This window comes from Lysinibacillus canaveralius (assembly GCF_047301505.1).
GTDB lineage: Bacteria > Bacillota > Bacilli > Bacillales_A > Planococcaceae > Lysinibacillus_B.
Genome location: NZ_CP154840.1, coordinates 4,114,737 through 4,138,862 on the forward strand (window position 1 = coordinate 4,114,737; position 24,126 = coordinate 4,138,862).

The 24,126-nt window shown below is 40.4% G+C and carries 22 protein-coding genes; 6 read left to right on the forward strand and 16 right to left on the reverse strand.

Annotated elements, in window-relative coordinates:
* Nucleotides 1–28 precede the first annotated feature (28 nt).
* The 4 genes from AA0Y26_RS20770 to AA0Y26_RS20785 form a co-directional block, all read right to left on the reverse strand.
* On the reverse strand, nucleotides 29–2,386 hold the full coding sequence (locus tag AA0Y26_RS20770; protein ID WP_413363906.1) for a penicillin acylase family protein: 2,358 nt from the start codon (nucleotides 2,384–2,386) through the stop codon (nucleotides 29–31).
* A gap of 75 nt (nucleotides 2,387–2,461) precedes the next feature.
* On the reverse strand, nucleotides 2,462–3,226 hold the full coding sequence (locus AA0Y26_RS20775; RefSeq protein ID WP_413363907.1) for an exodeoxyribonuclease III: 765 nt from the start codon (nucleotides 3,224–3,226) through the stop codon (nucleotides 2,462–2,464).
* A 101-nt stretch (nucleotides 3,227–3,327) separates the two neighbouring features.
* Nucleotides 3,328–4,248, reverse strand: a complete 921-nt coding sequence (gene murB, locus AA0Y26_RS20780; protein WP_413363908.1) for a UDP-N-acetylmuramate dehydrogenase — start codon at nucleotides 4,246–4,248, stop codon at nucleotides 3,328–3,330.
* Nucleotides 4,249–4,266: 18 nt separating this feature from the next.
* Entirely contained in the window at nucleotides 4,267–4,572 is a 306-nt protein-coding gene (locus AA0Y26_RS20785; protein WP_413363909.1) for a winged helix-turn-helix transcriptional regulator, read from the reverse strand.
* Between the two features lie 223 nt (nucleotides 4,573–4,795).
* Between AA0Y26_RS20785 and AA0Y26_RS20790 the strand changes: the two genes are divergently transcribed.
* Entirely contained in the window at nucleotides 4,796–5,320 is a 525-nt protein-coding gene (locus AA0Y26_RS20790) for a YceI family protein (RefSeq protein ID WP_413363910.1), read from the forward strand.
* Between the two features lie 233 nt (nucleotides 5,321–5,553).
* Here AA0Y26_RS20790 and AA0Y26_RS20795 read toward each other — a convergent pair whose 3' ends face one another.
* From AA0Y26_RS20795 to AA0Y26_RS20805, 3 genes are all read right to left on the reverse strand, one after another.
* Nucleotides 5,554–7,923, reverse strand: coding sequence for a bifunctional 2',3'-cyclic-nucleotide 2'-phosphodiesterase/3'-nucleotidase (locus tag AA0Y26_RS20795; protein WP_413363911.1), 2,370 nt, complete (start codon nucleotides 7,921–7,923; stop codon nucleotides 5,554–5,556).
* Nucleotides 7,924–8,207: 284 nt separating this feature from the next.
* On the reverse strand, nucleotides 8,208–8,849 hold the full coding sequence (locus AA0Y26_RS20800; protein ID WP_413363912.1) for an FMN-dependent NADH-azoreductase: 642 nt from the start codon (nucleotides 8,847–8,849) through the stop codon (nucleotides 8,208–8,210).
* Between the two features lie 117 nt (nucleotides 8,850–8,966).
* Nucleotides 8,967–9,671 (reverse strand): DsbA family protein, encoded by a 705-nt coding sequence (locus AA0Y26_RS20805; protein WP_413363913.1) that lies wholly within the window; start codon nucleotides 9,669–9,671, stop codon nucleotides 8,967–8,969.
* A 128-nt stretch (nucleotides 9,672–9,799) separates the two neighbouring features.
* Here AA0Y26_RS20805 and AA0Y26_RS20810 point away from each other — a divergent pair, with 128 nt between their 5' ends.
* Nucleotides 9,800–11,170 (forward strand): FAD-dependent oxidoreductase, encoded by a 1,371-nt coding sequence (locus AA0Y26_RS20810; RefSeq protein ID WP_413363915.1) that lies wholly within the window; start codon nucleotides 9,800–9,802, stop codon nucleotides 11,168–11,170.
* A 106-nt stretch (nucleotides 11,171–11,276) separates the two neighbouring features.
* Here AA0Y26_RS20810 and AA0Y26_RS20815 read toward each other — a convergent pair whose 3' ends face one another.
* Nucleotides 11,277–12,203 (reverse strand): manganese-dependent inorganic pyrophosphatase, encoded by a 927-nt coding sequence (locus tag AA0Y26_RS20815; RefSeq protein WP_413363916.1) that lies wholly within the window; start codon nucleotides 12,201–12,203, stop codon nucleotides 11,277–11,279.
* A 290-nt stretch (nucleotides 12,204–12,493) separates the two neighbouring features.
* Here AA0Y26_RS20815 and AA0Y26_RS20820 point away from each other — a divergent pair, with 290 nt between their 5' ends.
* Nucleotides 12,494–13,291 (forward strand): N-acetyltransferase family protein, encoded by a 798-nt coding sequence (locus tag AA0Y26_RS20820; RefSeq protein ID WP_413363917.1) that lies wholly within the window; start codon nucleotides 12,494–12,496, stop codon nucleotides 13,289–13,291.
* A 49-nt stretch (nucleotides 13,292–13,340) separates the two neighbouring features.
* Here the strand turns inward: AA0Y26_RS20820 and AA0Y26_RS20825 are convergent, their stop codons facing one another.
* Together AA0Y26_RS20825 and AA0Y26_RS20830 are read right to left on the reverse strand one after the other, a co-directional pair.
* The gene (locus tag AA0Y26_RS20825) at nucleotides 13,341–14,186 is read right to left on the reverse strand and encodes a MurR/RpiR family transcriptional regulator (RefSeq protein ID WP_413363918.1); all 846 of its coding nucleotides are present in this window, start codon (nucleotides 14,184–14,186) and stop codon (nucleotides 13,341–13,343) included.
* A gap of 321 nt (nucleotides 14,187–14,507) precedes the next feature.
* A complete protein-coding gene (locus AA0Y26_RS20830) occupies nucleotides 14,508–15,752 on the reverse strand; it encodes an MFS transporter (RefSeq protein ID WP_413363919.1) in 1,245 nt (414 codons plus the stop codon).
* A 199-nt stretch (nucleotides 15,753–15,951) separates the two neighbouring features.
* On the opposite strand from AA0Y26_RS20830, the gene thrC reads away from it, so the two are divergent.
* From thrC to AA0Y26_RS20845, 3 genes are all read left to right on the forward strand, one after another.
* Entirely contained in the window at nucleotides 15,952–17,004 is a 1,053-nt protein-coding gene (gene thrC / locus AA0Y26_RS20835; protein WP_413363920.1) for a threonine synthase, read from the forward strand.
* Complete coding sequence (thrB, locus tag AA0Y26_RS20840; protein WP_413363921.1) at nucleotides 17,001–17,909, forward strand: homoserine kinase; 909 nt, start codon at nucleotides 17,001–17,003, stop codon at nucleotides 17,907–17,909. Before thrC ends, thrB begins: the two co-directional genes overlap by 4 nt.
* A 143-nt stretch (nucleotides 17,910–18,052) precedes the next feature.
* Nucleotides 18,053–18,706 carry an NAD(P)-dependent oxidoreductase gene (locus tag AA0Y26_RS20845; RefSeq protein ID WP_413363922.1) on the forward strand — a complete coding sequence of 218 codons (654 nt, stop codon included), beginning with the start codon at nucleotides 18,053–18,055 and terminating at the stop codon, nucleotides 18,704–18,706.
* A 116-nt stretch (nucleotides 18,707–18,822) separates the two neighbouring features.
* Here AA0Y26_RS20845 and zupT read toward each other — a convergent pair whose 3' ends face one another.
* The 6 genes from zupT to AA0Y26_RS20875 form a co-directional block, all read right to left on the reverse strand.
* Nucleotides 18,823–19,641 (reverse strand): zinc transporter ZupT, encoded by an 819-nt coding sequence (gene zupT, locus AA0Y26_RS20850; protein WP_413363923.1) that lies wholly within the window; start codon nucleotides 19,639–19,641, stop codon nucleotides 18,823–18,825.
* Between the two features lie 178 nt (nucleotides 19,642–19,819).
* Nucleotides 19,820–21,274: an SPFH domain-containing protein gene (locus tag AA0Y26_RS20855; protein WP_413363924.1), complete on the reverse strand. Its 1,455-nt coding sequence runs from the start codon at nucleotides 21,272–21,274 to the stop codon at nucleotides 19,820–19,822.
* Between the two features lie 18 nt (nucleotides 21,275–21,292).
* A complete protein-coding gene (locus AA0Y26_RS20860; protein WP_413368336.1) occupies nucleotides 21,293–21,817 on the reverse strand; it encodes an NfeD family protein in 525 nt (174 codons plus the stop codon).
* 103 nt (nucleotides 21,818–21,920) lie between these two features.
* A complete protein-coding gene (locus AA0Y26_RS20865) occupies nucleotides 21,921–22,529 on the reverse strand; it encodes a phosphatase PAP2 family protein (protein ID WP_413363925.1) in 609 nt (202 codons plus the stop codon).
* A 97-nt stretch (nucleotides 22,530–22,626) separates the two neighbouring features.
* Nucleotides 22,627–22,959 carry an antibiotic biosynthesis monooxygenase family protein gene (locus AA0Y26_RS20870; protein ID WP_036153002.1) on the reverse strand — a complete coding sequence of 111 codons (333 nt, stop codon included), beginning with the start codon at nucleotides 22,957–22,959 and terminating at the stop codon, nucleotides 22,627–22,629.
* Nucleotides 22,960–23,058: 99 nt separating this feature from the next.
* Nucleotides 23,059–24,099, reverse strand: a complete 1,041-nt coding sequence (locus tag AA0Y26_RS20875) for a siderophore ABC transporter substrate-binding protein (RefSeq protein WP_413363926.1) — start codon at nucleotides 24,097–24,099, stop codon at nucleotides 23,059–23,061.
* Between the last annotated feature and the right edge of the window lie 27 nt (nucleotides 24,100–24,126).

Below are 24,126 nucleotides of genomic sequence, written 5' to 3' on the forward strand. Positions count from 1 at the left end.
ACTCGAAAGAAGCATTCATAGCTACCTTTTATTTTTTTGCTTTTAATAAAAGCTCATTTGCATTTTCATAGGTGCCGTCCGTTCTTGTCGTATGATAGATTCCTTCCGCCCAGTCATCTACCTGGTCGTGGTACCATTCCGATTTTTTATGGCCGCTCTGTCCCGGCCCTACAATATGATCTGCTTTCGATAAGTCTCCCACATCTACTACAAAGCGCCATGATGCCCCGTGATTAACTTCACCATTTATGCGGTTTCCTGCTGCCTGAACTGTTGTCCTTGAACCGCCAACAGGCTGTGGCTCAGGGTTTAAATACCAAGCAATTAGGTCATTTGCTGAAGAGATTGAGTGATTGAATGTAAGTTGATGGAAATCACCCCATGCCCACTTTTCGTAGTTGTCTCCATATGCATCTTTCAGATCTTCTATCGACTGCTCAAACGCCCCATATACAAGCGTTTCCAGGCCTCCTGCTTCTTCTACCCATACACCTTCATTTCCTTTGTAAGCAGAACGGAGCATATTATCCATGATTTGATATTTTCCAGGCATCATCATATATACATCTTCCGGCATTGCCTCAGCGAACAATGCCTCCTTTAACTCTTCGAGTAAGAAGTTAAAGACAAGCGGCTGTGGTGCATCAATTACTTCGTTATAATCCCATGACTCTAAAGAAGCAATGATGTCAGTATATTTGCCTTCCATATCCATTTCTTTAATTGTTTTAAGAAGGTGAGGTAAGAACTCAGCCGCATATAAATTGACGGTATCCATTTGAATATCTTTCATATCCTGAACCGATAGCTTCTCTTTGGACTCCAGCAGATCGACGATACGTTCGAAGCGGTACGGCTGCGCCCAAAAATCTGTAATATAGTAGGGATATTCCTCTCCAACGATTTCATTATTTGCAGTTGCAATATAGCCTTCTTCCGGATTAATGACTGTCGGCAGTTCTTCATACGGAATATATCCTTCCCATCCATAATCTGATGAATCGCCCGGTACCGGCAGCTTTCCTTCCCCTATTTTCCGAATTGGAATGTTACCATTTGCCCGGTAAGCAATTGTGCCCGTTGTATCGGCAAAAACGAAGTTCTGGGCAGGTGCCATAAAATCACGTAATGCCAGGTCAAAGTCCTCCCAGTTTTGTGATTTATTAAAGCCTAATACTGCCTGCAGCTCCCGGGTCGGCTCAAGGGCAGTCCATTGCATCGAAAATACTTCCCCTACCGGTTCTTCCTCAAATACAAGTTCAGAGATGACAGGCCCATGCTTTGTCACCACAACTTCAAAATCTACAACCTCTCCACCTTTCACACGAATCGGCTCATCTCGTACATCCGCTTTATAATATTCGCCATCGTATAAAAACTCGTGTGGATTATCAGGATTTTGCTTTTCTATATATAAATCTTGTACCTGCGGGTTAACATTTGTTACCCCCCATGCAACATTGTCATTGTGACCTAAAATAATCCCTGGTACCCCGGCAAAGATGACACCGCTCACATTCTGTTCAGGTGATTGCAGATGCATCTGGTACCAAATGGATGGTGTGCTGAGTCCTAGATGCGGATCATCAGCAAGCAGCGGCATACCTGTTTCCGACTTCCCTCCTGAAACTACCCAGTTATTACTGCCATTAAATTCATTGGGAATTGCTTCTATAGGGAATGCATCGGCGACCTTTAGTTCTGTTTCTCTATTCGCTTCTATGATAGAGCGAGCCTCTTCTGGATAATCGACAATCAGCTCCGCTGCTTGTGCTTCCGGCAGGTTATTTAATGCCCAATGGCGGAAGGCAAGTAAACTCCAGTTCCCTCCAAGATCATAGGCCATATATTTTCCAATCGTCAAAGAATCAATAGGTGTCCATGGCTCAGGTTCATACCCTAATAGCTTGAATTCATAAGACAACCGCTTCTCCTCAATAAAGGCATTTACCCCTTCCGCAAACCATTCCAGTACTTGCTTGGAATCTGCATCATAGCCGTCCCACGACTTTTCAGCCGCATCCCGCAGGCTAAACGTCCGGAAAAACTTATCGTTTTCAACAGCAGCTGCTCCTACCACCTCTGCTAGCCGCCCACTTGCCTGCCTTCTTGCCAGATCCATTTGAAACAGACGATCCTGTGCCTGCACATAGCCTTGTGCACGATAAAGATCTGCATCTGACTGCGCCTCAATATGGGGCACTCCGTCTCCGTCCCTTACTACCTCTACGTCTTTCTCTAAAATCGGTACAGTGAGTTCTCCTTCAATAATCGGCTTTGAGCTTCCTATGTAAAAATTAAATGCAATAAGCGCTATTATGATCAGCCCTGCAATGACGCCAAATACCCATATAGCCACACGTATCAGCTTATTACTTTTTCTCATGAAACCATCCCCCCTCACTAGGTAATTTCTCCATAAAAAAGTAGAATCCCTCTAATATACGAAGGATTCTACTGCTTACATGCATAAATTTTCTACTTCAAGTTCAATCGGGCAATGATCACTGCCAAGTACATGAGGATGAATATCGGCCTTTTTCAATTGCGGCACAAGACGGTTGGACACGATAAAATAATCAATACGCCAGCCAATATTTCGCTCACGTACCTTTGCCATATAGCTCCACCAAGTATAAATATCGGTACGGTCCGGATAGAAGTGGCGGAAAGAATCTGTGAAGCCAGCTTCCAACAGCGCTTGCATTCTTCCTCTCTCCTCAATTGTGACCCCTGAGTTTCCTAGATTTGCTTTTGCATTTTTAAGGTCGATGTCTTGATAGGCGACGTTTAAGTCTCCACAATAAATGACCGGCTTTGTTGCATCAAGCTGCTTTAAATAAAGCGCGAGCCGGTCTTCCCATTGCAGGCGGTACGGCAGCCGCGCAAGGTCTCGCTGGGCGTTTGGCGTATAGACATTCACTAAATAAAACTCTTTATATTCCAGCGTAATAATACGGCCTTCCGCCTCTGTTTCCTCTTCTCCCACGCCATACCAAACACTTAGCGGCTCATGTTTTGTAAAAATGGCGGTACCTGAATACCCCTTCTTTTGAGCGTAATTCCAATATTGATGATACCCTTCCAAAGCCAATTCTACTTGTCCGGCCTGACATTTTGATTCTTGTATACAAAAGAAGTCAGCGTCCATCGCTTTAAAGTAATCCAGAAAGCCCTTTGTCACACAAGCACGAATACCATTCACATTCCACGAAATAAATTTCATTTTTTCTCCTTTTACTATAAAGAAAGTTGCAGTTGTTCCCTTAAAAGAACAATTATTCATACACTTTAAAAAGGCCCGCCACCAAGTGGCGGACCTTCACTTTATAAAGTTTCATCCTCGCCTACGATTTTTACTTCCATTTCCAAATCAATATTGAACTTTTCCTTTACTGTATATTGCACCATTTTAATGGTCTCAATATAATCGGTCGCTGTAGCGTTATTCTTATTTACAATAAAACCAGCATGTTTGGTAGAGACTTCCGCTCCACCAACACCTTTTCCCTGCAGACCGCTGTCTTGGATCAGTTTGCCCGCAAAGTAACCAGGCGGGCGTTTGAACACACTCCCTGCAGATGGGTATTCAAGGGGCTGTTTGGATTCACGCTGGTACGTCAAGTCCGCAATCTTTGCATCAATTTCTTGTTGGTCACCTTTAGCTAACTGGAATTTTGCGCTCAGTACATAATAACCATTTTTCGTAATAATGCTTTTTCGATAAGCTAACTCCAGTTCTTCCTTCGATAATACAAGGCGCTCTCCCTCTTGTGTCAGTACTGTGCAATCGATGATAACATCCTTGATTTCGCCGCCGTAAGCGCCGGCATTCATCGCCATTGCTCCACCAATAGATCCAGGAATACCGCAAGCAAACTCAAAGCCTGTCAAGCTTTCGGCTGCTACCTGTCTGGACACTTCTTTAATAAGTGCTCCTGCTTGTGCAATAACTATTTCGCCATCAATGAGAATATGATCCAATTTGGCGAAATGCAGAACGATCCCACGGACACCTCCGTCTCGTACAACCATATTCGATCCATTACCAAGCATCAGTAACGGCACTTGATGCTTATGCGCATACTGAACGACCTTTTGCGCTTCCTCTTCCGTTTGGGGCATGACAAAAATGTCCGCATTGCCTCCTAATTTAGTCATTGTATATTGCTTCAATGACTCATTACACTTAATACTTTGTGGATTTACAATATGAGCTAAATCCGATACCCATTTCTCTATTGTCATGCAAGCCATTCCCTTTCCTTACGTCCAATTTTGTGCCCACTTTTCAATTTCGCGAACAGCACCTTCTAAAGCTCGGCCCTTTTGTGTTAAAGAATATTCGACACGGACCGGCACCTCTGAATATACCTTACGCTCGACAACGCCTTCTTTTTCCAATTCCTTTAAACGTTCCGAAAGTAATCGCCCACTGATTGGCAAAGCAGACTCAATAGCGTTAAAACGTTGTGGCCCACTTAATAACTGATAAATAATCAAAGCCGTCCACCTTTTGCCGATTAGCTCCATCGCCTTGGCTAGCCGAGGACATAATGCTGTCTCTTTCATTTTGGTCACCTCTACCTCGTTTATTTTAACGATATTTCAATTGAAAGTAAATTTTCCTTCACCTTTCTTATACTAATTTCCCTTTTTCCACTTAGTTATAAAAAGTAAGTCGTTTTTATACAAAAATACTTTATATTGTAATAAATACATACTTTTATTATATTGATGGTTTTTTCCATTTAATTTATCATTTATTACATAATGACATGAAGGAGGATTCTTTATGGCCATTTTTACTGTGGACAAAGCACGTTCAGAAATCTGCTTTACCGTTCGGCATATGAGGATTTCGAAAGTAAAAGGCACTTTTGCCTCGTATAACGCCAAAATTGAGGCGCCAACTATAGCAGATCTTCATCGGAGTGTAATCGACATTGAAATTGACGTAGCAAGCATTTCAACAATGGATATAGCACGTGATCAGCACCTAATATCCGCAGACTTTTTTGATGCTGATCGATTCCCTAAAATTTATTTCAGTAAGACAAGCCTAACACAAGGCGAAGAAGGACTGCTCCAACTAACAGGTGATCTAACGATTAAAAATGTCACAAAAAATGTACTTTTTGATGTATTATACATAGGAAACGAGCCTAATGATTGGGGATCAGAAACCCATCGCTTTACATGTTCAACGGTAATTAACCGTAAAGATTTCGGCCTAATCTATAGTACGCTCATCGAAGCGGGTGGTACAATTATTGATGAACATATTCAAATCACGGTTTATATCGATATACATAATTAATGTAAGAAAAGTGTATTTGTACCCTCTTTCCTGTACCAAATACGCAACTCACTTTTTATCCGTGTTAATAAAAGAATAAAAGCTGATCGGCAATGCCTTTACCACTAATATCCTGCTTCCTGACGCAGCAAGCTTTAGAGCAGGACATATGCATATATATTTCTTCAACTCAAAAATTGATGCTATTTCAATTATAAAAAAACTACCCACCTGCGATAGGTGGGTAGCTTTGTTTATTTTAGTCGGAACTTACCAAATCCATTTTGATCTTCTCCAACATATTCGATATTGCTGCCTTCCGGAATATAGTTTTTGGCTACATCCGCAGTACGGAAGATAATGTTTGTATTAGCAGGGAACGCTGTAAATTTCCAGTTGTTATCCGCTGTTACGTTAATCGTACCCTTTTCAATAATATAGTCCACAATTGCCTCTCGGTTTTCATATGCATAGACCGTCAAGTTTGAGCTATCTTCCTTCACAAATGTAGCCCCGTATGATCCACCTACTCGGTAGTTGTTCGCTACAACTAAAAATTCCTGCGTTAGATCAATTGGTTTTCCATTATATTGAACATTTTTAATACGGTTAGCCTTTTCATCTACTACAGCACCCCGACGGTCATATTTTGACGGAGAAGTCACATCAATTTCATATGTGATGCCATCTAATACGTCAAAATTGTAAGAACGGGCCTCTGCATCGATAATATTTTGCTCTTCAGTCGAAGCAGGATCAATTGTCGCAAATACGCCTGCTGCCATCTCTAGCCATTCGATAACTTCTGCACCTGTTACCTTCACAGTAGCTACTGTATTGTCAAAGTGGTAAATATCTGCCATATTTTTAATTGCTAATGGACCGGCAGCAATATTTGTAAAATCCGCTGCATTTTCACGTGAGCCTGCCTTGAATGGAGCACCAGCAGATAGAATCGGCAGGTTTTCATCCTCCGTACCTGCTACTTGCTTCTTGATATAGGCAGTTTGAGCTGCAGTAATGATTTCAATAGAGGCAGTGTCTTGTACTAAGCCAAAATAGCTATTGATTGGTGTTGCTGTTTCACCGACTGGTTGGCGGATATAATCAATTGTCCCCTCATGCGCTTCTTTTACTGTTGCAAGCACCTCTTGATCTGCCTGTACGCCTTCGATTGAACGAATCTCTCCTGTACCATCGTTTACAACCCATTCACCATCTACTAGTTCAAGATCTAAATCAATTACCCCTAGGTAAGACCCATAAGAACCTGGCATGATTGTCGGTGTTCCATTGATTGTGCCCTTTTCAGAATCAACGTTTGTCAAATCTGCATAATCACCTGGGAATTTCGCATGCGAGTGTCCTGTGATGACTGCATCCACACCTTCTAGGGCCGTAATTTGGTAACCTACATTTTCTGTTCCTTTTACATATGTGTCAGACCCAATACCTGAGTGAGATAACACAACAATAACGTCAGCGCCAGCCTCTTCCATTTGAGGGATAGTCGATTCTAATGCTTCAATTGGATCATCAACCGTTACTTTGCCTGTCAAATGGATAGCATCCCAGCCTAAAATCTGTTGTGGAACAATACCTGTAATTCCTACATTAATCACATGCTTATCGCCATCTTCATCTACGACTTCCTGCTCTAAAATAGTATATGGCTTAAAGTAATTTTCTCCGGTAGCCGCATTTCGCACATTTGCGTTTACCCAATCGAACTCTGCATCATCCATTACTTCATCTAAGAAGTCCAGTCCGTAGTTAAATTCATGGTTACCAAGAGTCGCTGCATCGTAGCCTAAAATATTTAAGGCTGCTACAGCCGGATGCACCTCTCCCTGTTGTAATGGTTTTTTAAGAGCGGAGTAGGACCCAAGCGGTGTCCCTTGGATCAGGTCACCATTGTCAACAAGAATACTGTTTGCATTCTCGGACCGTGCTTCTTTAATAAGGGCCGCTGTATTTGCCAACCCGATCGTATTATCTTCTTTATCCGAATAATAGTTATAGTTTGCCAAGTTTGTATGGATATCTGAGGTACCTAATACACGTAATGTTACTTTCTCTTCATCTTCTGTTCCTGGTGTAGGTTGCAGTTTTTCCACCAGGCGGTCTAATATATTTGCCATTTGCCCTGCTGTCACAATTTTAGTAGAACGGATTGTGCCATCCATAAAGCCTTGTAAAATATTCGCTGCTGCTGCATTTGCCATTGCCTGCTTATGCATAGTATCGATGTTTTTATTATCTTTAAATTTGTCTAATGTAGATAGCGGTGCATTCTCCATTTGCAAGCTGCGTCCAGCAATAACGAAAGCATGAAGCCTTGTTAGTTGTTGGTCTGGTGCAAACGTATCCTTATTAATTCCTGTAATTAATTTTAGCTCTACTGCCTTTTCTACATATGGAGCCAATTCTTTAGGAACATCTTTGAAGGTAATCGATTTTCCATCACCAACTTCTACTCCTAGATGCTTAATCAGCTCTACTACATATTCTCCTCTTGTAACGGGCGCCTTTGGATTTTCTGCTGCCTCAGCAATATGAACCTGTCCAAATCCTGTTGCTAAAAACGCTGCTGCCAGTGTTCCTGTCATAATAGATTTACGCATTTTCAACCTCCTGATATCCTTTGTCAGAAATAATTGTAAATCATTTTTCTAAAAAATAACTGATTCTCTTTACCTATTTAGATACAATATTACTACAAAGTTATAACACATTAATGATATCAAAGAAGGAAAAATAGACATTTATTCACCATACAACCCGCTAATATGACATACTATATAATCCTTCAATAGGTTGTCCTTCTTCTATTCAGACGTCTAATGTCCAACCGTACGACAAAAAATGGAAAATAAAAAGACACTCCATCCGGAGTGTCTCAATTTTTTTATTTTGCTGCTACTGAAGCCAATTTTTGAGCTGCTGCTTGTACTTTTTCTAAACCTGCTGCAATAATTGCTTCCGCATTTGCTGGATCAGCGTTATGGCCTTCAATTACTACTTCGTCTACTTTTGTCATGCCATAAACTCCGCCGATAACATTGTTGATGTATGTTGCTGACATTTCCATCGGAGCAGTTTCCGGTGTAGAATAGATGCCGCCACGTGCTGATAATACGATGTATTTTTTGTCAGTCATTAAACTTACTAAGTTCCCGTTCTCATCATATTTAAATGAATAACCGGCACCATATGTGTAATCGATAAATGATTGTAATGCAGCTGGAATTGTCAAATTCCAAAGCGGGAAGGCAAATACTACTACATCAGCCGGAGTTAACGCTTCACGAGATTTGTTGAAAGCCGCTAAAGAAGCTGCTTGAATTTCTGATAGTTCTTCGCCTGCTTGTGCTTTACCGAAAGCGTTGAATAACTCTTGACCAAAGTAAGGCAGGTTTTCTTCGAATACATCAAATGTTGTTACATTTAGACCTTCCACTTTAGCAGCTTCCGCCATGAAAGCTTCGTACATTTTTGTTGAAACGCCATCTGGGCGATTGTTCGCTTTTACTACTAATACATTTGTCATTTAGTATAGTCTCCTTAATTATTACGAATGTTTTTATCTCGAATTCAAGATATAGTTATATAATAATAGAGGAGCTTACTTTTTTCAACTAAATTACTATAATACTTTAGGCTGAATTTATATTTCACACTCACCGTCGGAGCATGTTGCCCCCTCATCCCCTACAAGCTGAATAGACTTTTTCAAGCCTGCTTCTGCTGCCGCCTGTTCAATCGTCTGTGTAAATAAAGACTGCGGTTGGGCTCCTGAGATTCCGTATTTATTATTAAACACGAAAAAAGGTACGCCACGTACACCAATTTGTTGTGCTTCATAAATATCTGCCTCTACTGCATCTTCAAATTGATGGCTGGAAAGAACATTCTCTACCTTCTTTATATCAAGCCCTACCTCTTCTGCAAGCCGTTTTAATACTTCTGGACGACCAATTGCCTCTCCTTCTAGAAAATAAGCTTTCATAAGACGCTCATTGTAAGCAGGGGCTTTTCCTTGTTCATTCGCTAGTTTGGCTAATCGATGTGCCGCCGTTGTGTTAGCTGTCTTCATTTCATCAAAATTATAGTCTAGGCCGACCTCCTCAGCTCTTGCGGCAACATTGGCTGTCATTTTTTTTGTTTCTTCGATTGATAAATTATACTTCTTTGACAGTGCCTCGTAGATTGATTCTTCCGCATCTATAGGTGTAGACGGATCTAATAAAAAGCTTTTATATTCTACTTCAATTTGTTTTTCATAGCCCGATTCCTTAATTGCTTTTTCTAATTGCCGTTTACCAATATAGCAAAACGGGCATACATAATCTGACCATACTTCTATTTTCATGTAGTGCGCCTCCTTTTTCTTTATTGTAACGAGGAGTTATTCGCTCCTACAATTAATACGCTCAGTGAATATTGCATGGACATTTACCCAATACTTGATAAAAACTAAAAAAAGTAGGTTGGATAATTATGAAAAAATCACTTTGGCTGGAAGCAAAAAAGCTAGTCTCGACTACAGAATTAACGCAGGATAGCAGATGCGAAATTTGTGTGGCAGGCGGGGGGCTATCAGGAATTTATACAGCTTACCTCTTAGCAAAGAATGGCCATGACGTCCTTTTACTCGAAGGCAAAGAATCAATTGGCGCTGGTGCAACTTCTTTTTCAACAGGAAAGCTCACAGTTCAGCATGGACTCAAGTATTCCAAGCTCCCATTAGAAGATGCAAAAATCTATTATGAGGCGAACCATCAGGCAATTGAAAGGCTTCTAGAGCATTTGCCGCCTTCCCTTTACAATCGTTCTACATCCTATATATATGCAACAACAGAACAAGGGAAGATGGATTTACAAAAAGAATATGACGCTTATCAAGAAATTGGCATTCCTTCCCATGCGACAAACGAGACAGAATTGCCGTTTGATGTCATGCTGGCACTTGGTATTGAAAATGAAGTACAAGTTGATCCGACTGAATTAGTGACACATTTAGCTAACCTTGCGATTAAAGAAGGTGTTAGAATTCATACGAATTCACGTGTGACAACGGTAAATGAAGATTATGTACAACTAGCAAATGATGCTCGTGTTCATTTCCAAAAGCTGATTCTTTGCACACACTACCCAATTTCATCTCTTCCTAGAATGTACACAGCTAAGCTTGCTATCAAACGTTCCTATTTAACGGCTTCTCCAACGTCTGAACCGCTTAAGGGGCAGTACATCAGCGTAGATGATCCAACCCGTACTCTTAGAACAGCCGAGGTTGCCGGAAAACTCTATTTCGTTTACGGAGGTGGAGAGCATCCAGCTGGAACTGTAACTGAGACAGATAACTACTATGATACATTTACACAGGAGCTTCAAACAATTTTTAATCTTCCAGCACCTGAATATTTATGGAGTAATCAGGATATGCAGACTCCAGATGACGTCCCTTATGCAGGCCCTTTTGTGAATAGCAGCGATAAAATTTACATTGCAACTGGTTATGATCAGTGGGGACTGTCTAACTCCCTGGTAGCCGGAGAAATTTTAGCAAGTTATATGGACAAACAGGAACACCCTGCAAGCGCCATTTATAAACCGACTCGTCACCAAGGGCTGGAGGGATTACAGGAAGGCCTAAAGAATACTGGTTTCATGGGAGCTGAGTTCGTTAAGGGGCATGTTGCCCGAAATGAAGCACCGACATGTACCCACCTAGGATGCAAGACAAGATGGAATGAAGGGGATAAAACATGGGATTGCCCTTGCCATGGATCCCGCTTTAACGCAAAAGGACAGGTAATTGAGGGTCCTGCTGTTTATCCATTGGAGTTAGATAAAAAGGATGCGTAAAACATTATGTTATAAAATTACCTAAAAAAATATAAAGACAAAGTCAAAAAATGACTTTGTCTTTATTCTGAAAGGATGCCTAAAACGGCATCCTTTTTTGATAGGATTATTTAAGCGACTCTGTTAACACAGGGACGATTTGCTTTTTACGTGATACAACACCTGGCAAGCTGATGCGCCCATTTACGATTTCAGCACCAAACGCTTTTGCTGCTGCTTCTGCTACTTGTCCGACCGCTACAGCTGTCGAATCGTTATTTAAAATGTCCGTTACAACGAAGAAGAATAAATCCAATCCATTATCGGCTGCATTTTTATTCAACAGGTTTGTCAGTTCTTCCTGACGGCCTAGAACATCCTCGATATCAACTGCGTTCACCTGTGCAACAACAGCTTTATATTCCCCGAATTCAAAGCCTTTTGCATCTAAGGAAAGCAGGTCTTCTAATGACTTGTCAGAAAGGTCCGCACCCGCTTTTAACATAGCTAATCCATACTCTGCAGCATCTATGCCAGCAATAGCTGCTAATTCCTTACCAGCTTGTACATCTTGTTCTGTACATGTTGGTGATTTGAACAGCAATGTATCTGAAACGATAGCGGACAGCATAAGCCCTGCAATATTTGCCGGGATTTCAATATTATTTTCTTTAAAAATTTTATTTAAAATTGTTGCTGTACATCCAACAGGCTCTGCACGGAAGTAAAGAGGATCAGCTGTTTGGAAGTTTGCAATACGGTGATGGTCGATTACCTCCAAAATTTGCACTTCTTCTATTCCATCAGCAGATTGTTGGAATTCATTATGGTCAACCAGAATGACTCTTCCCGCTTCTTCTTTTGCATTTGAAATAAAACGCGGTGCCTCGAAACCGAACTTCTCTAACGCAAATTTCGTTTCGTTATTTACTTCTCCCAGTCTCACTGCCTCTGCATCTACCCCTAACTGCTGCTTTAAATATGCATAGACAATTGCAGATGTAATAGTATCTGTATCTGGGTTTTTGTGGCCGAACACTAATACGTTGCTCATCTTATTTCCTCCTATATTAAGAAATCTACTTGTATTTATCGAACTTATTTTAACATACCTCAATAGGGGAAGAAAAATATAACTTTATATTCCTTTACTTTCAGCTTCATTTCATAAAAATTATCATCTGAATACTATGAAATTGCTATTTTATAGTATATTATTACGTTAAAGTGGCAGACTATGAAAGTTATTATATATTTTTTCTATTATCATTATTAAAAAAATGCCTTTTATGATAAAATTATAGGGTAATTAAACTCTTACTAGACAAAGAAACGAGGATTCTTATGACGAAGAAAATGGAGAAGAAATACATTCCATTAGCTGAATTCTTCCAAAATTCCACTCAACCTGAAATGACGCTTACTTATGAAGCAATCGAAAATATTATGGGCCAGGAATTGCCAAATGCCGCTTATTTAAATTTAAGCTGGTGGAAGAAAACAAAGCCGCCGCTTTCACATTATTTATCATGGGTTAATGCCAATTACAATGTGATTGATGTAAAGTTAGGAAGATCAGTGACATTCTCTCGACTTACAAATAATGAGAATGATGGTGAAGCTCAAGGGAGTAACAGCCATACATATATCATCCGCCCGATTGAAAGTGATGATGCACGAGCGTTCATTAACTTGCAGGAGTCTGTCTTTAATGAGTGCAATTTTGAATATTTCGATTGCAATGAACAGAACCTTACAGTACAGCAGGTAAGAAAAATCTTAGCTGAATGGCGAAAAACAAAAACAAGCAATATTTTGCTTTGTATTGTAAACGGTGAGTTTGCCGGCTATGCACTGATTAAAGGAAATGTTTCTTCTCGTACGAAACATGTCGCATCTTTACGCATTGGCGTTATCGAAGAATATCAAAACATTGGTATTGGAACATCTTTACTCACTCAAGCTGAAGCTTGGTGTAAAGAACATCAAATTGAACGTTTAGAAGCACAAATTGTAGAAGCCAATGAGAGAGCAAAGACTTTATTCGAAAAAAATGGCTATGCATGTGAAGGGGTACGAAAAGGCTCATTCAAGCGTGAAAATGAAGTTCAAGACGAATTATACTTTAGTAAATTCCTATAAAGATAATGGAGTTGCCCGATAAGCTTTGCTTATTGGACAACTCCATTTTTTAGACCATTTCCATTAATGAATCGATTATATTTTTTGTATTTTTTGTTCCTTCTGACTGGTAATACTCTTTATTCTGTATTACCATACATTCAACGATCGCATGTAAAAGTGAAAACATAGCCATCTCACACGGCACAGCCCTTTGGCTTTGTTTGGCCATTGTAAACAATAAATCCGCCTGTTCCTGCAGAAGGCAAGGTGCATCTTCTGTAATAGCTATCACCTTGCTGCTTTTCCGTTTAGCCAACTCCACTACCGACCTGACATCTTCTTGATGATCATCAGTTTCTACTACAAAAAGGACGGATTTTTCATTCATCTGCGTTAGATCAATTGCCATTTTCTCCGACTTGTAACTCATTAAATATACTTCATTTCGATAAGACGCCAAGCTGTTATAAAAGAACAAGGCTGCAGGAGCGGACCCTCTAACACCTAATATAAAAACACGTTCGGCGTTATGTAGTATGTTAATCGCTTTATTAAAGTCAGCTTCATTAATCTTTTCCATTATATTTATAATGCCATCCACATCTTTAGCCATGACTTCATTACATAGAATATTCTGTTTTTTATAAACGCGCTTTTTTAAGGGAGCGGGAGCAGCGCCATTTTTTTCAATTAAATAATCTTTTATCTTCTGCTGAAGTTCATTGAATCCCGATAAGTCCATCGCATAACAAAAACGAATAACTGTTGACTCACTTACCCCAGCCTGCCTACCTACTTCAGAAGCCACTTGCGTTGTAATAGTAGTTGGATTATCAATTACAAATTGCGCCACCTTACGTTGCCCTTTAGATAATCTAATGTATTTTTTTTTAATACTATCGCAAATACTCATACCTCATTCCCTTTCTTTTTTCAATAGTTGAATGGTTTCAGTGATGTCAACCTAATCCATAAGATAGCCCATATAATAAAAAATACATTATCATGAATAATTAGTGAATACAATGATTTTTCAGAAAAAACTTTATTGCTTTAAATAACAAAACTACTTTAGATACAAAATTGACAGAAATGTGTATTCGGCAAAAATATGCTAAAAGATTTAATAAATTCTTGTAAGCACCGCATTTATGAGCCCCCTATTTCTGTGCTCTAAAGTATACAAAAAAGAGAAGTTGCTATGCCTTTCAGCACCAACTTCTCCCTTTTTGATTTAATGTAATTCTGTCTGCTTTGTCTCTTTCCCTAAAAAGATAACAGCTGTTACCCCGATTAAAATTGCTACACAGAAGATGATGAAGATGGATCCATATTCATATCCTTTGCCTAGCAGCATACCTACAAGAAGAGGTCCAAAAATCCCTCCCACCCGGCCAACCGCTGCTGCCATGCCAGCTCCTGTTCCACGGATAATGGCGGGATACTGTTCAGGTGTATAAGCATATAATGCTCCCCATGCCCCTAAATTGAAAAAGGATAGCAGCATACCGGAGATTAGAAGCACAGATACCGTTTCTGCGTTTCCAAACACGACAGCGCTGACCGCTGTACCTATCAGATACGTAACAAGTACAAATTTACGGCCGAACCTTTCGATGAACCATGCCGCTGTAAAGTACCCAGGCAACTGAGCTAATGTCATTATTAGCACATATTTAAAGCTGGAAATTAAGTCAAACCCTTTCCCAACCATTACGCTTGGTAACCATAGGAACATGCCATAATAAGAAAACACGACAGCAAACCATAAAATCCACATCATAAGCGTAGATTTTGCATATTCCTTTGACCAGACAGTCGCTATGTTTTGGAATATCGAGCGCTTTTTTGACTCTACTTTAACGGCGAACTGCGGGGAGTCCGGCAGTTTCAATCGGATATATACTGCATAAAATGCGGGTAATGCCGTTAATAATAAAGCAACACGCCAACCTTCAATAGGCCAAAATTCTGCCGGTATGACAAAATAAGAAATGATCGCTGCTATGAGCCATCCGCCTGCCCAAAAGCTTTCGAGCAATACGACAACCCGCCCGCGTTCTTCTGCTTTCACGCTTTCCGAAACAAGCGTCGAGGCAACAGGCAGCTCGCCGCCAAGTCCCATTCCAATTAAAAACCGCAGAATTAGAAATACCGTAAATGTTGTGGCAAAGGCGGAAAGTCCGCTTGCTATAGAGAAGAGGACCAGCGTCCACATAAAGATTTGTTTACGCCCTACTTTATCTGCCAATACACCGAAAAGTAAGGCACCGACCGCCATACCGATAGAATTGACACTACCAATCCACCCCATTTGTGTGGAATTTAATCCCCAGTCCACACTTAATGCTGCAATAACGAACGATAAGATTCCAACATCCATTGCATCAAACATCCACCCGATTCCAGCGACACCTAATAGTTTATTGCGCGAAAGAGGCTGTATGTTTACTGATGACTGCTCTTTTATTTGCTCCATTCTTTCCACCTGTCTTTACACTTGACGTTACTTAGTTACTATACATTTGTTTCGGTAAAGTGACAATAGAAAACTTTAAATATCAAATTGTTTCGACTATTTATCTATTTCCTATTGAAATAGAGTTTTTGTAGGAGTACAATGTCTTTTATAAAAAAACAAATGTTCATCTAGTGAGCACAAAGGAGCTTGTCTTGTTATGTGGAAAGGTTTAATTGAAGAATACAAAGAATATCTACCAGTTAGCGAAAATACACCTTCTTTAACATTAAACGAAGGAAATACCCCCCTTGTATACCTTGTGAACCTATCGAAGGAGCTGGGTATTGAGCTATACGGAAAAATAGAAGGCGCAAACCCTACAGGCTCCTTTAAGGATCGCGGCATGGTCTTTGCTGTAGCAAAAGCAATAGAAGACGGGGCGAAATGTGTCATCTGTGCTTCTACTGGGAATACCTCTGCGGCAGCTGCAGCTTATGCTACCCGTGCAGGCATCCAATCCATTGTCGTCATTCCAAAAGGGAAAGTAGCCCTCGGTAAACTGGCCCAAGCCTGCATGTATGGTGCCAAAATCATTGAAATTGATGGCAACTTTGATGATGCGTTAAATATCGTGCGACAAGTTTCTGAGACGACACCAGTAGCTCTTGTAAATTCTGTGAACCCGTACCGAATCGAAGGACAAAAAACAGCTTCATTTGAAATCGTGGATGGGTTAGGAAAAGCACCTGACTTCTTGTGCATTCCTGTTGGTAATGCCGGGAATATTACAGCCTACTGGAAAGGCTTTAAAGAATATAATGACGCAAAAGGAACAGGCCTTCCGAAAATGTTCGGTTTTGAGGCAGAAGGTGCCGCTGCAATCGTAAAAGGCGAAGCAATCGCCAACCCCGAAACAGTTGCGACTGCAATCCGAATTGGTAACCCAGCTAGTTGGAAGCTTGCGGAAGCAGCACGGGATGAATCTGGCGGCATCATCGATATGGTGACAGATGAGGAAATTCTTGAAGCCTACAAATTAATTGCGGGCAAGGAAGGCATTTTTGTAGAACCGGGATCAGCAGCATCGCTTGCTGGTGTTATTAAATCCGTAAAAGCTGGGGAAATTCCAGCAGGTAGTCAGGTAGTAACTGTTTTTACAGGAAACGGACTAAAAGACCCGGATACAGCAATGAGTGTCTCCACGATTGATCTTGTCTCTTTGAAAAATGAAGAAAAAGAAATCCGCGAATACATTGAGGGTATTTTATGAGCAGTAAATGGAAAATTACCATCCCGGGAAGCACTGCTAATTTAGGTCCCGGCTTCGACTCTGTCGGACTAGGTTTGTCCCTTTATTTGAATTTAACAGTCTCTTTAGCAGAAGAATGGGAATTCATCCATACAGGTCTTCATGTACCTACGGATACGACAGTTGAAAATCATTTAATTTATCAAATTGCTAATGAAGTAGCAGCAAAATTCAATCAGACACTTCCTGCCTGCCGTGTTGAAATGACAAGCGAGTTACCATTAGCACGCGGGCTAGGCAGCAGCGCTGCGGCCATTGTTGGAGCCGTCGAACTGGCAAATGTAGTATGCGGCCTGGGGTTATCCTTACAAGACAAATTAAATATCTCCTCGCAAATCGAAGGGCACCCTGATAATGCAACAGCATCTGTACTTGGTGGACTGACTGTATCAGCTATGGATGAAGAAGGTATGGTAGATACTGTTCATATCCCCCGGCTGGATGCCTCATTTGTTGTCTATATCCCCGACGTGGAGCTGAAAACGGCTGAAGCACGCAGTGTTCTCCCAGATCAATTTGACCGTAGTTATGCAGTGAGAGCAAGCGCTAATGCTAATATGCTGGCTGCGGCTCTAATGGTTAAAGATTATGAACGTTTAGGACGTTATATGGAGCAGGATCTATTCCATGAACCGTTCCGTGCTAAATTGATTCCTGCTTACGATGAAATCCGTAACGCAGCAAAACAGGCTGGTGCTTATGGAACAGCGTTAAGTGGTGCGGGCCCTACCCTTATTTCGCTTATTTCAAATGACTCGGCTGCCCAATTTTTAGCCAAAATGAACGAGGCATTTCCTAATCATACAATTTTATTGACAAAAGCAGCTCCAGCTGGGGTCACTGTACAAGCATTACACGAAAAATGAGACCGCCTTCTTCGAAGGCGGATTTTTTATCCATTACTCCTTCTAAAGACTGAATTTTCCATGAACATGCCATCTTTTATGCATATTCTCTACTTTTTTTGGGTATATTTACTAGATAACAAGAAAGAAAGGGGAAATGGAAGATGAAGATTGGTTTAATTGCTGCTTCTGGGAAAGCAGGAAGCCATATTCTACGTGAAGCACTCATGAGAGAGCACGACGTAACAGCAATTGTCATAAACAAAGCTAACTTAAAAGTAAACGATGTTGAAACGTTGGAAAAAGATTTATTTCACTTAACAAAGGAAGATATTGAGCCCTTTGATGTGCTGATTAACGCATTTGCCCCGGTTAATGATAATGATGATGCCCATTTGCATGTAGAAGCAGGCAGGCACTTGATTTCAATTTTGGAGGGTACGGATAAGAAATTATTCGTTGTCGGCAGCTCTGGCTGTCTTTATATCGATAGGGATCATTCCATTCGTTTAATGGAGCACAAGGATTATCCTGAACACTTGCGCGAGTCTGCAAAATATCAGCTTCAAAATTTACAGGATTTGAAGAATTCATCAATTAAATGGACATTTTTAAGCCCTTCAGCCATGTTTGACTCTGAAGGTCCGCGTACTGGCCACTACATTATTGGAAGCCAGCGCTTAGTTGTCAATTCGCAGTTTAACAGCTATATCAGCTATGCCGACTTTGCGGTTGCTGTTGTTGATGAATTGGAAAATTCAAATCATGTAAATACGCTCTTTACTGTTGCTTCAGAAAACGTAACATCAGCATCTTAAAAAAAAGTGTTCGCACATGCGCGAACACTTTTTATGTTTAAATAAACGTATTGACTTACATTTTATTGTTAATAGACTCAAAAAGCTGATGTTAAAATTCTCTATTGTTTCCTTTCCTATGCAAGCAGTACGAGACTGACCGCCATTACTGCCATTCCTCCTACAAGTCCATAAATAGATAAATGTGTCTCATCATATTTTTTTGCTGCTGGGAGCAACTCATCCAAAGAGATGAATACCATAATTCCAGCCACTCCCGCAAAAATAACCCCGAACATAACATCCGTTAAAAATGGCATTAAAATTAAATAAGCAACAATAGCTCCAACTGGTTCAGCTAGACCGGATAAAAAAGATAGCTTGAACGCCTTCATTCGAATCCCTGTAGCATAAAAGATTGGAACTGCCACGGCAATTCCTTCTGGTATGTTGTGAATGGCTACGGCAACAGCAATGGCAATCCCAAGATTGGGATCCTGCAGCGTTGACATGAACGTAGCAATCCCCTCTGGGAAGTTATGAATAGCAATTGCAAGGGCAGCAAAAGTCCCCATCTTTAGCAGCTTATCTGCATCACTGATTGTTGTTTCAGCTTCAACTTTATTAATATCCTCCACCATGCGGACCTCATGTGGATTATTCTTATTCGGTATAAATTTATCAATTAACGCAATCAACAGCATCCCGCCAAAGAAGCCGACAAGTGTCATCCAATATCCTTGTGTATCACCTAAAGCAGCTGTTAATGCATCTTTTGCTTTTACAAAAATTTCAACAAGCGAAACGTAAATCATCACCCCAGCTGAAAAGCCTAATGCCAAGGATAAAAATTTCGTATTAGTACGTGAGGTGAAAAAAGCAATTAAGCTACCTACACCTGTCGCCAGCCCAGCGAACAAAGTCAGGCCAATTGCCAACAGCACATTTTCATCCATTCAGTAATTCTCCTTTAATTTCTCATTTTTTAATTGTATTATATACACTTTGTTTCCTTTGTGCAATTTTTTTTCGGCAGTTTAACTTCTCATGTATACTCAAAACCTCCATGTTCCTTGGAAAGATGAAAAAGATACCATATATTATGCTAATGGTATCTTTTCAGTAGTTATTATTTTATTTCCCTTTTACATAGCTTTCAATCAACTGTTTTACATCAATTCCTGAGGAGTCTTTCAGGCTCTCCTGAAGAGTTGCCATTAAGTCTGTTGCGTAAGAAGTAACCTTATTGGCACCCCCTCCTGTACCGCTTCCTGTATCCACCACCGTAATCTTATCGATGTTTGACAGCGGTGCAGCTATTTGTTTCGCATATTCTGGCATCATACGGATAATCATATCCAAAATAGCAGCCTGACCGTATTGTTCAAATGCCTCCGCAATTTTTTCCTTCGCCTCTGCTTCTGCTAAACCTCGCAGACGAATAATTTCAGCTTCTGTTGTCCCTTGAGCTTTTTCTGCTTCTGCTTTAGCCATACCATCAAGCCGGATTTTCTCCGCCTCTGCCTGAGCCTGTGCTTCGATACGATATTTCTCGGCTTCTGCCTGTGCCATCTGCTTCATCTTATCAGCTGCTGCCTGCTGCTCAATCGCATAGCGTTCTGCATCCGCCTTCTTCTTTACTTCTGAATCATACTGACGCTCCCGGCGTAAAATTTCCCGTTCTTCCAGCTCAATTTGCTTTTGGCGCTCGATAATTTGAATTTGCATCTCCTGCTCTTTTACTTCCTGTTTAGCACGCGCCTGCTCCAAATCGTAAGCTTGGTCTGCACGGGCTTTAGCAATATCCTGCTCACGACGGTATTCCGCCACCTTTAATTGATTCTCTTTTTCAGCTTCCGCGACTTCTGTAGCGCGCTCCAACTCAGCTTTTTGTGCCTCTTGATCTGCCTGTGCCCGGCGAATACGTGTTTCCTTTTCCGCTTCAGCTGTTGCAATATCTGCATCTCGTTTTACTTGTGCAATACGAGGCTTACCCAGTGATTCCAAATATCCGTTTTTATCACGAACATCTTTAATCGTAAATGATACAATGATCAGACCCATTTTTGCCAAATCCTGAGAAGCTACACGCTGTACCTCTTGTGAAAATTTATCACGGTTTTTATAAATCTCTTCCACTGTCATAGATCCAAGAATGGAACGCAGGTGACCTTCAAGGACTTCACGCGCCTCGGCCTCACGTTCACTCTTCTCTTTTCCTAAAAACTGTTCAGCTGCTGTTGCAATTTCGCTAATGGAGCTGCCGATTTTAATGATGGCCGTCCCATCTGCCATGACAGGTACACCTTGCTCTGTATACACTTCCGGTGTTGTTACTTCTAATTTGCTTGATAACAAAGATAATGGTTCAGATTGTTGGAATACGGGGAATATGAATGCGCCGCCGCCTCGTATAATTTTAATCTTATTTCCGGATTCATCGGTGTGAACATTTTTACTTCCTAGATAGCTGCCCGTAACAATCAGTGCCTCATCAGGTCCTGCTGTCTTATATTTTGCTATATATACGGCTACAATGGCTAAGATTAAGAAAACAACAACTCCAATTGCAATAATAACACCAAGCATAAAAACGCCTCCTTATTTTTAAGAAAATAAACTTTCATACTCTTGCACATACAATGTTCCGTTTACCACTTCGATTACTAGGATTTCTTGGCCATAAGGAATTTCCTGCTGGTTATAGCCAGCTGCCCGCTTATGGATAATACCATTGCCCGTTTCAATAAGCACTTCCCCAAAGCCATCCACCGGTATAGGTGTAATTACCTTACCTGTTTGACCAGCCAACGATTCTTCTGTATAAGCCAGCGACGTTTCTGCTGACCGTAAAGGAACAAGAAGAAAATAATAAATAAGAGCTGTACAGATAAGCGCAATCACAATGCTGATCAAGAAAACAAAAAGATGTGATAAGTCCGAAAAGATTTCTAACATGTATCCCGCTGCAGCTGTAATTGTGATAAAGGCCAATATAACTGCCGGGTCAAAAAAAGGTATACCTTCAGCCGCCCCATCCGCTATATCTGCAAAAAATAAATACAAAACTGTACAAAGACCAATGGCTATAACAATCGTTAAATAAATGGTGGAAAGCGCCACGCCAAACATCACTTGAATCACCTCCCGATTATGTATTACCTTTTATACGGATAAAATAGTTAAAAGTTTCATTCTTCTGAATTATTTACAAAAATATCCGAAGAGGCGTTGTCTATTCAACGTCTCTCCGGATATTTTTATGCTTGTTCTTTTCATATAAATACCGACACAATGTAAACCATGCATACGTAAGAGCCCATGCAGCCAATACATCAGTTGCAAAGTGTCGGCCCTCTGCGATTCGTGAAAGACCACCTAAAATAGTGAGAACAATGGCTATGCTCCAAAGAGCTATTTTAACACTCCATTTACTCGTACTCTTCGTTATGATATAAACCGTGGTAAATAATAAGAGCAATGCGATTGTTGTGTGAGTCGACGTAAAACTATACGTAGTGAGCTGGTCCGGCAGTTCGGGTCTTGGTCTCTCCACAATCCGTTTAATCATCTGATTAAGTGCAACGCCACCGCCAATTGAAAAAATCACAAATAACATACCGTGATAATTACGACGTAACACATACCATGCCAATAAGACAATCGTTACGACAATCATTACTTTCGTTTCCCCAAAGAAGTGAAAACCCTCGATGAATTTATTACCATATAGCCATGCAGCCATTTTTTCATCTAAAGCATGGAATTTTTCATATGCAAAGCACAAAATTAAAAACACTACAAATGCCGGGATTGCTCCAAAGTCGGCCCATCTTTTCATCATTGTGTCACCCACCGTATTGTTTCATTTCTTTTATTATACTGTATGGCCATTTTATAAATTAAAAAAACGTCCTTTCCATACAAGGACGCTTTTCTCATTATTCAACTACAAGGTAATTTCCATGCTCCATATTGATTACATATTCTGGCTTTGGAGGCTTGCCGCCATGCTCCTTAATCTTTGCTTTATGACCTGCAATATGTTCAGGACTCTTTTCCCAAGCCTTCCATGCTTCTTCTGATTCCCAACGGATAATCATGACAACTTCTTCTTCTCCGCGTGTCACTTTTTTCACTAACAGTTCCCTGCTGATAAAGCCTTCACGCTGCTCGATCAACGATGGCCCTTGATCCGGTTTCTTTTTAAAGCGCTCCAATATTTTATCTGAATTACCCTCTGTTACTGTCCATTTACGAATTTGAACAAACATTTTAATCGCTCCTTATTTATAAGAAACATGCATTTGCATCCATTTCCTATCTTTTAAAAAGGCATGCCCCACTGGTGAGACATGCCCCATGTTATAAAATTATTTTAATTCGTTTAAGATTTCATCTAATTTCTCAGCTTCAGTTGTTACACCGTTAGAAGAGAAGTACCAGTTAACACCATCTAGATATACAATCTTGCCTTCTTTGTAAGCACGAGTTTGTTTGATAATATCGTTTTCGATGTCTGCTTTAATTGTTTCTACATCAGAAGCTGTACGATCAATAACTAGTAATACTTCTGGATCTACAGAAAGAATAGACTCATAAGAGAAGTCAGAACCATGTGATGATGATTCGATATCAGTCGTTGCAGGGGCAAAACCAAAATCATTGTATACATATGCGAAACGAGAATCCGCACCGTTATCGAAACCAGCGATTTTCTTATCGTTGTACATAGCTACTAATGCATTTTCATAACCAGCTGCTTTTTCTTTCACTGCATCTACTTTTTCTTGTAATGAAGCTTTTAATTCTTCTGCTTTCTCTTCTTTATCAAAGATTTCAGCAGCTAAATCTACTGTTTCATAAACCGCATCGATATAGTTTTCGTTATCAGAACCAATGAATACTACATTAGGTGTGATTTCTTTTAATTCTTCATAGAAAGGTGATTGACGACCAGAAATGAAAATTACATCTGGGTTAGCAGCTGCCACCGCTTCAAAGTCGATTTGCTTTAATGTACCAACATCAGCAACATCATCATTTACATACTTTTCTTTTAAGTGAGCTGGCATGTTCCCTTTACCGCCGCCAGCAGCAACTCCTACGATCCCTTCAACACCTAATGCGTCAAGTGTATCTAAGAAACCATAGTCAAGTGTAACGATACGCTCAGGCATTTTTTCTAATGTTACATCTTCAAATGTAATTGTCGTGCCCTTCTCTTCATCTTGACTTGATTCAGTTAAAGAAGATACTGTCATTGGGAATGCAGAATTTTCTGCAGACTCATTTTCTTCTGTTTGAGTTGTATCATTAGTAGATTCCCCTGAATTTGACTCTTCATCAGAGTTACATGCTGCCAACATTAATGTTAAAGCTGCTACCGCAGTTAAAAATTTCCACTTCTTCATTTTTTGTTCTCCTCCTAAAATATGTTC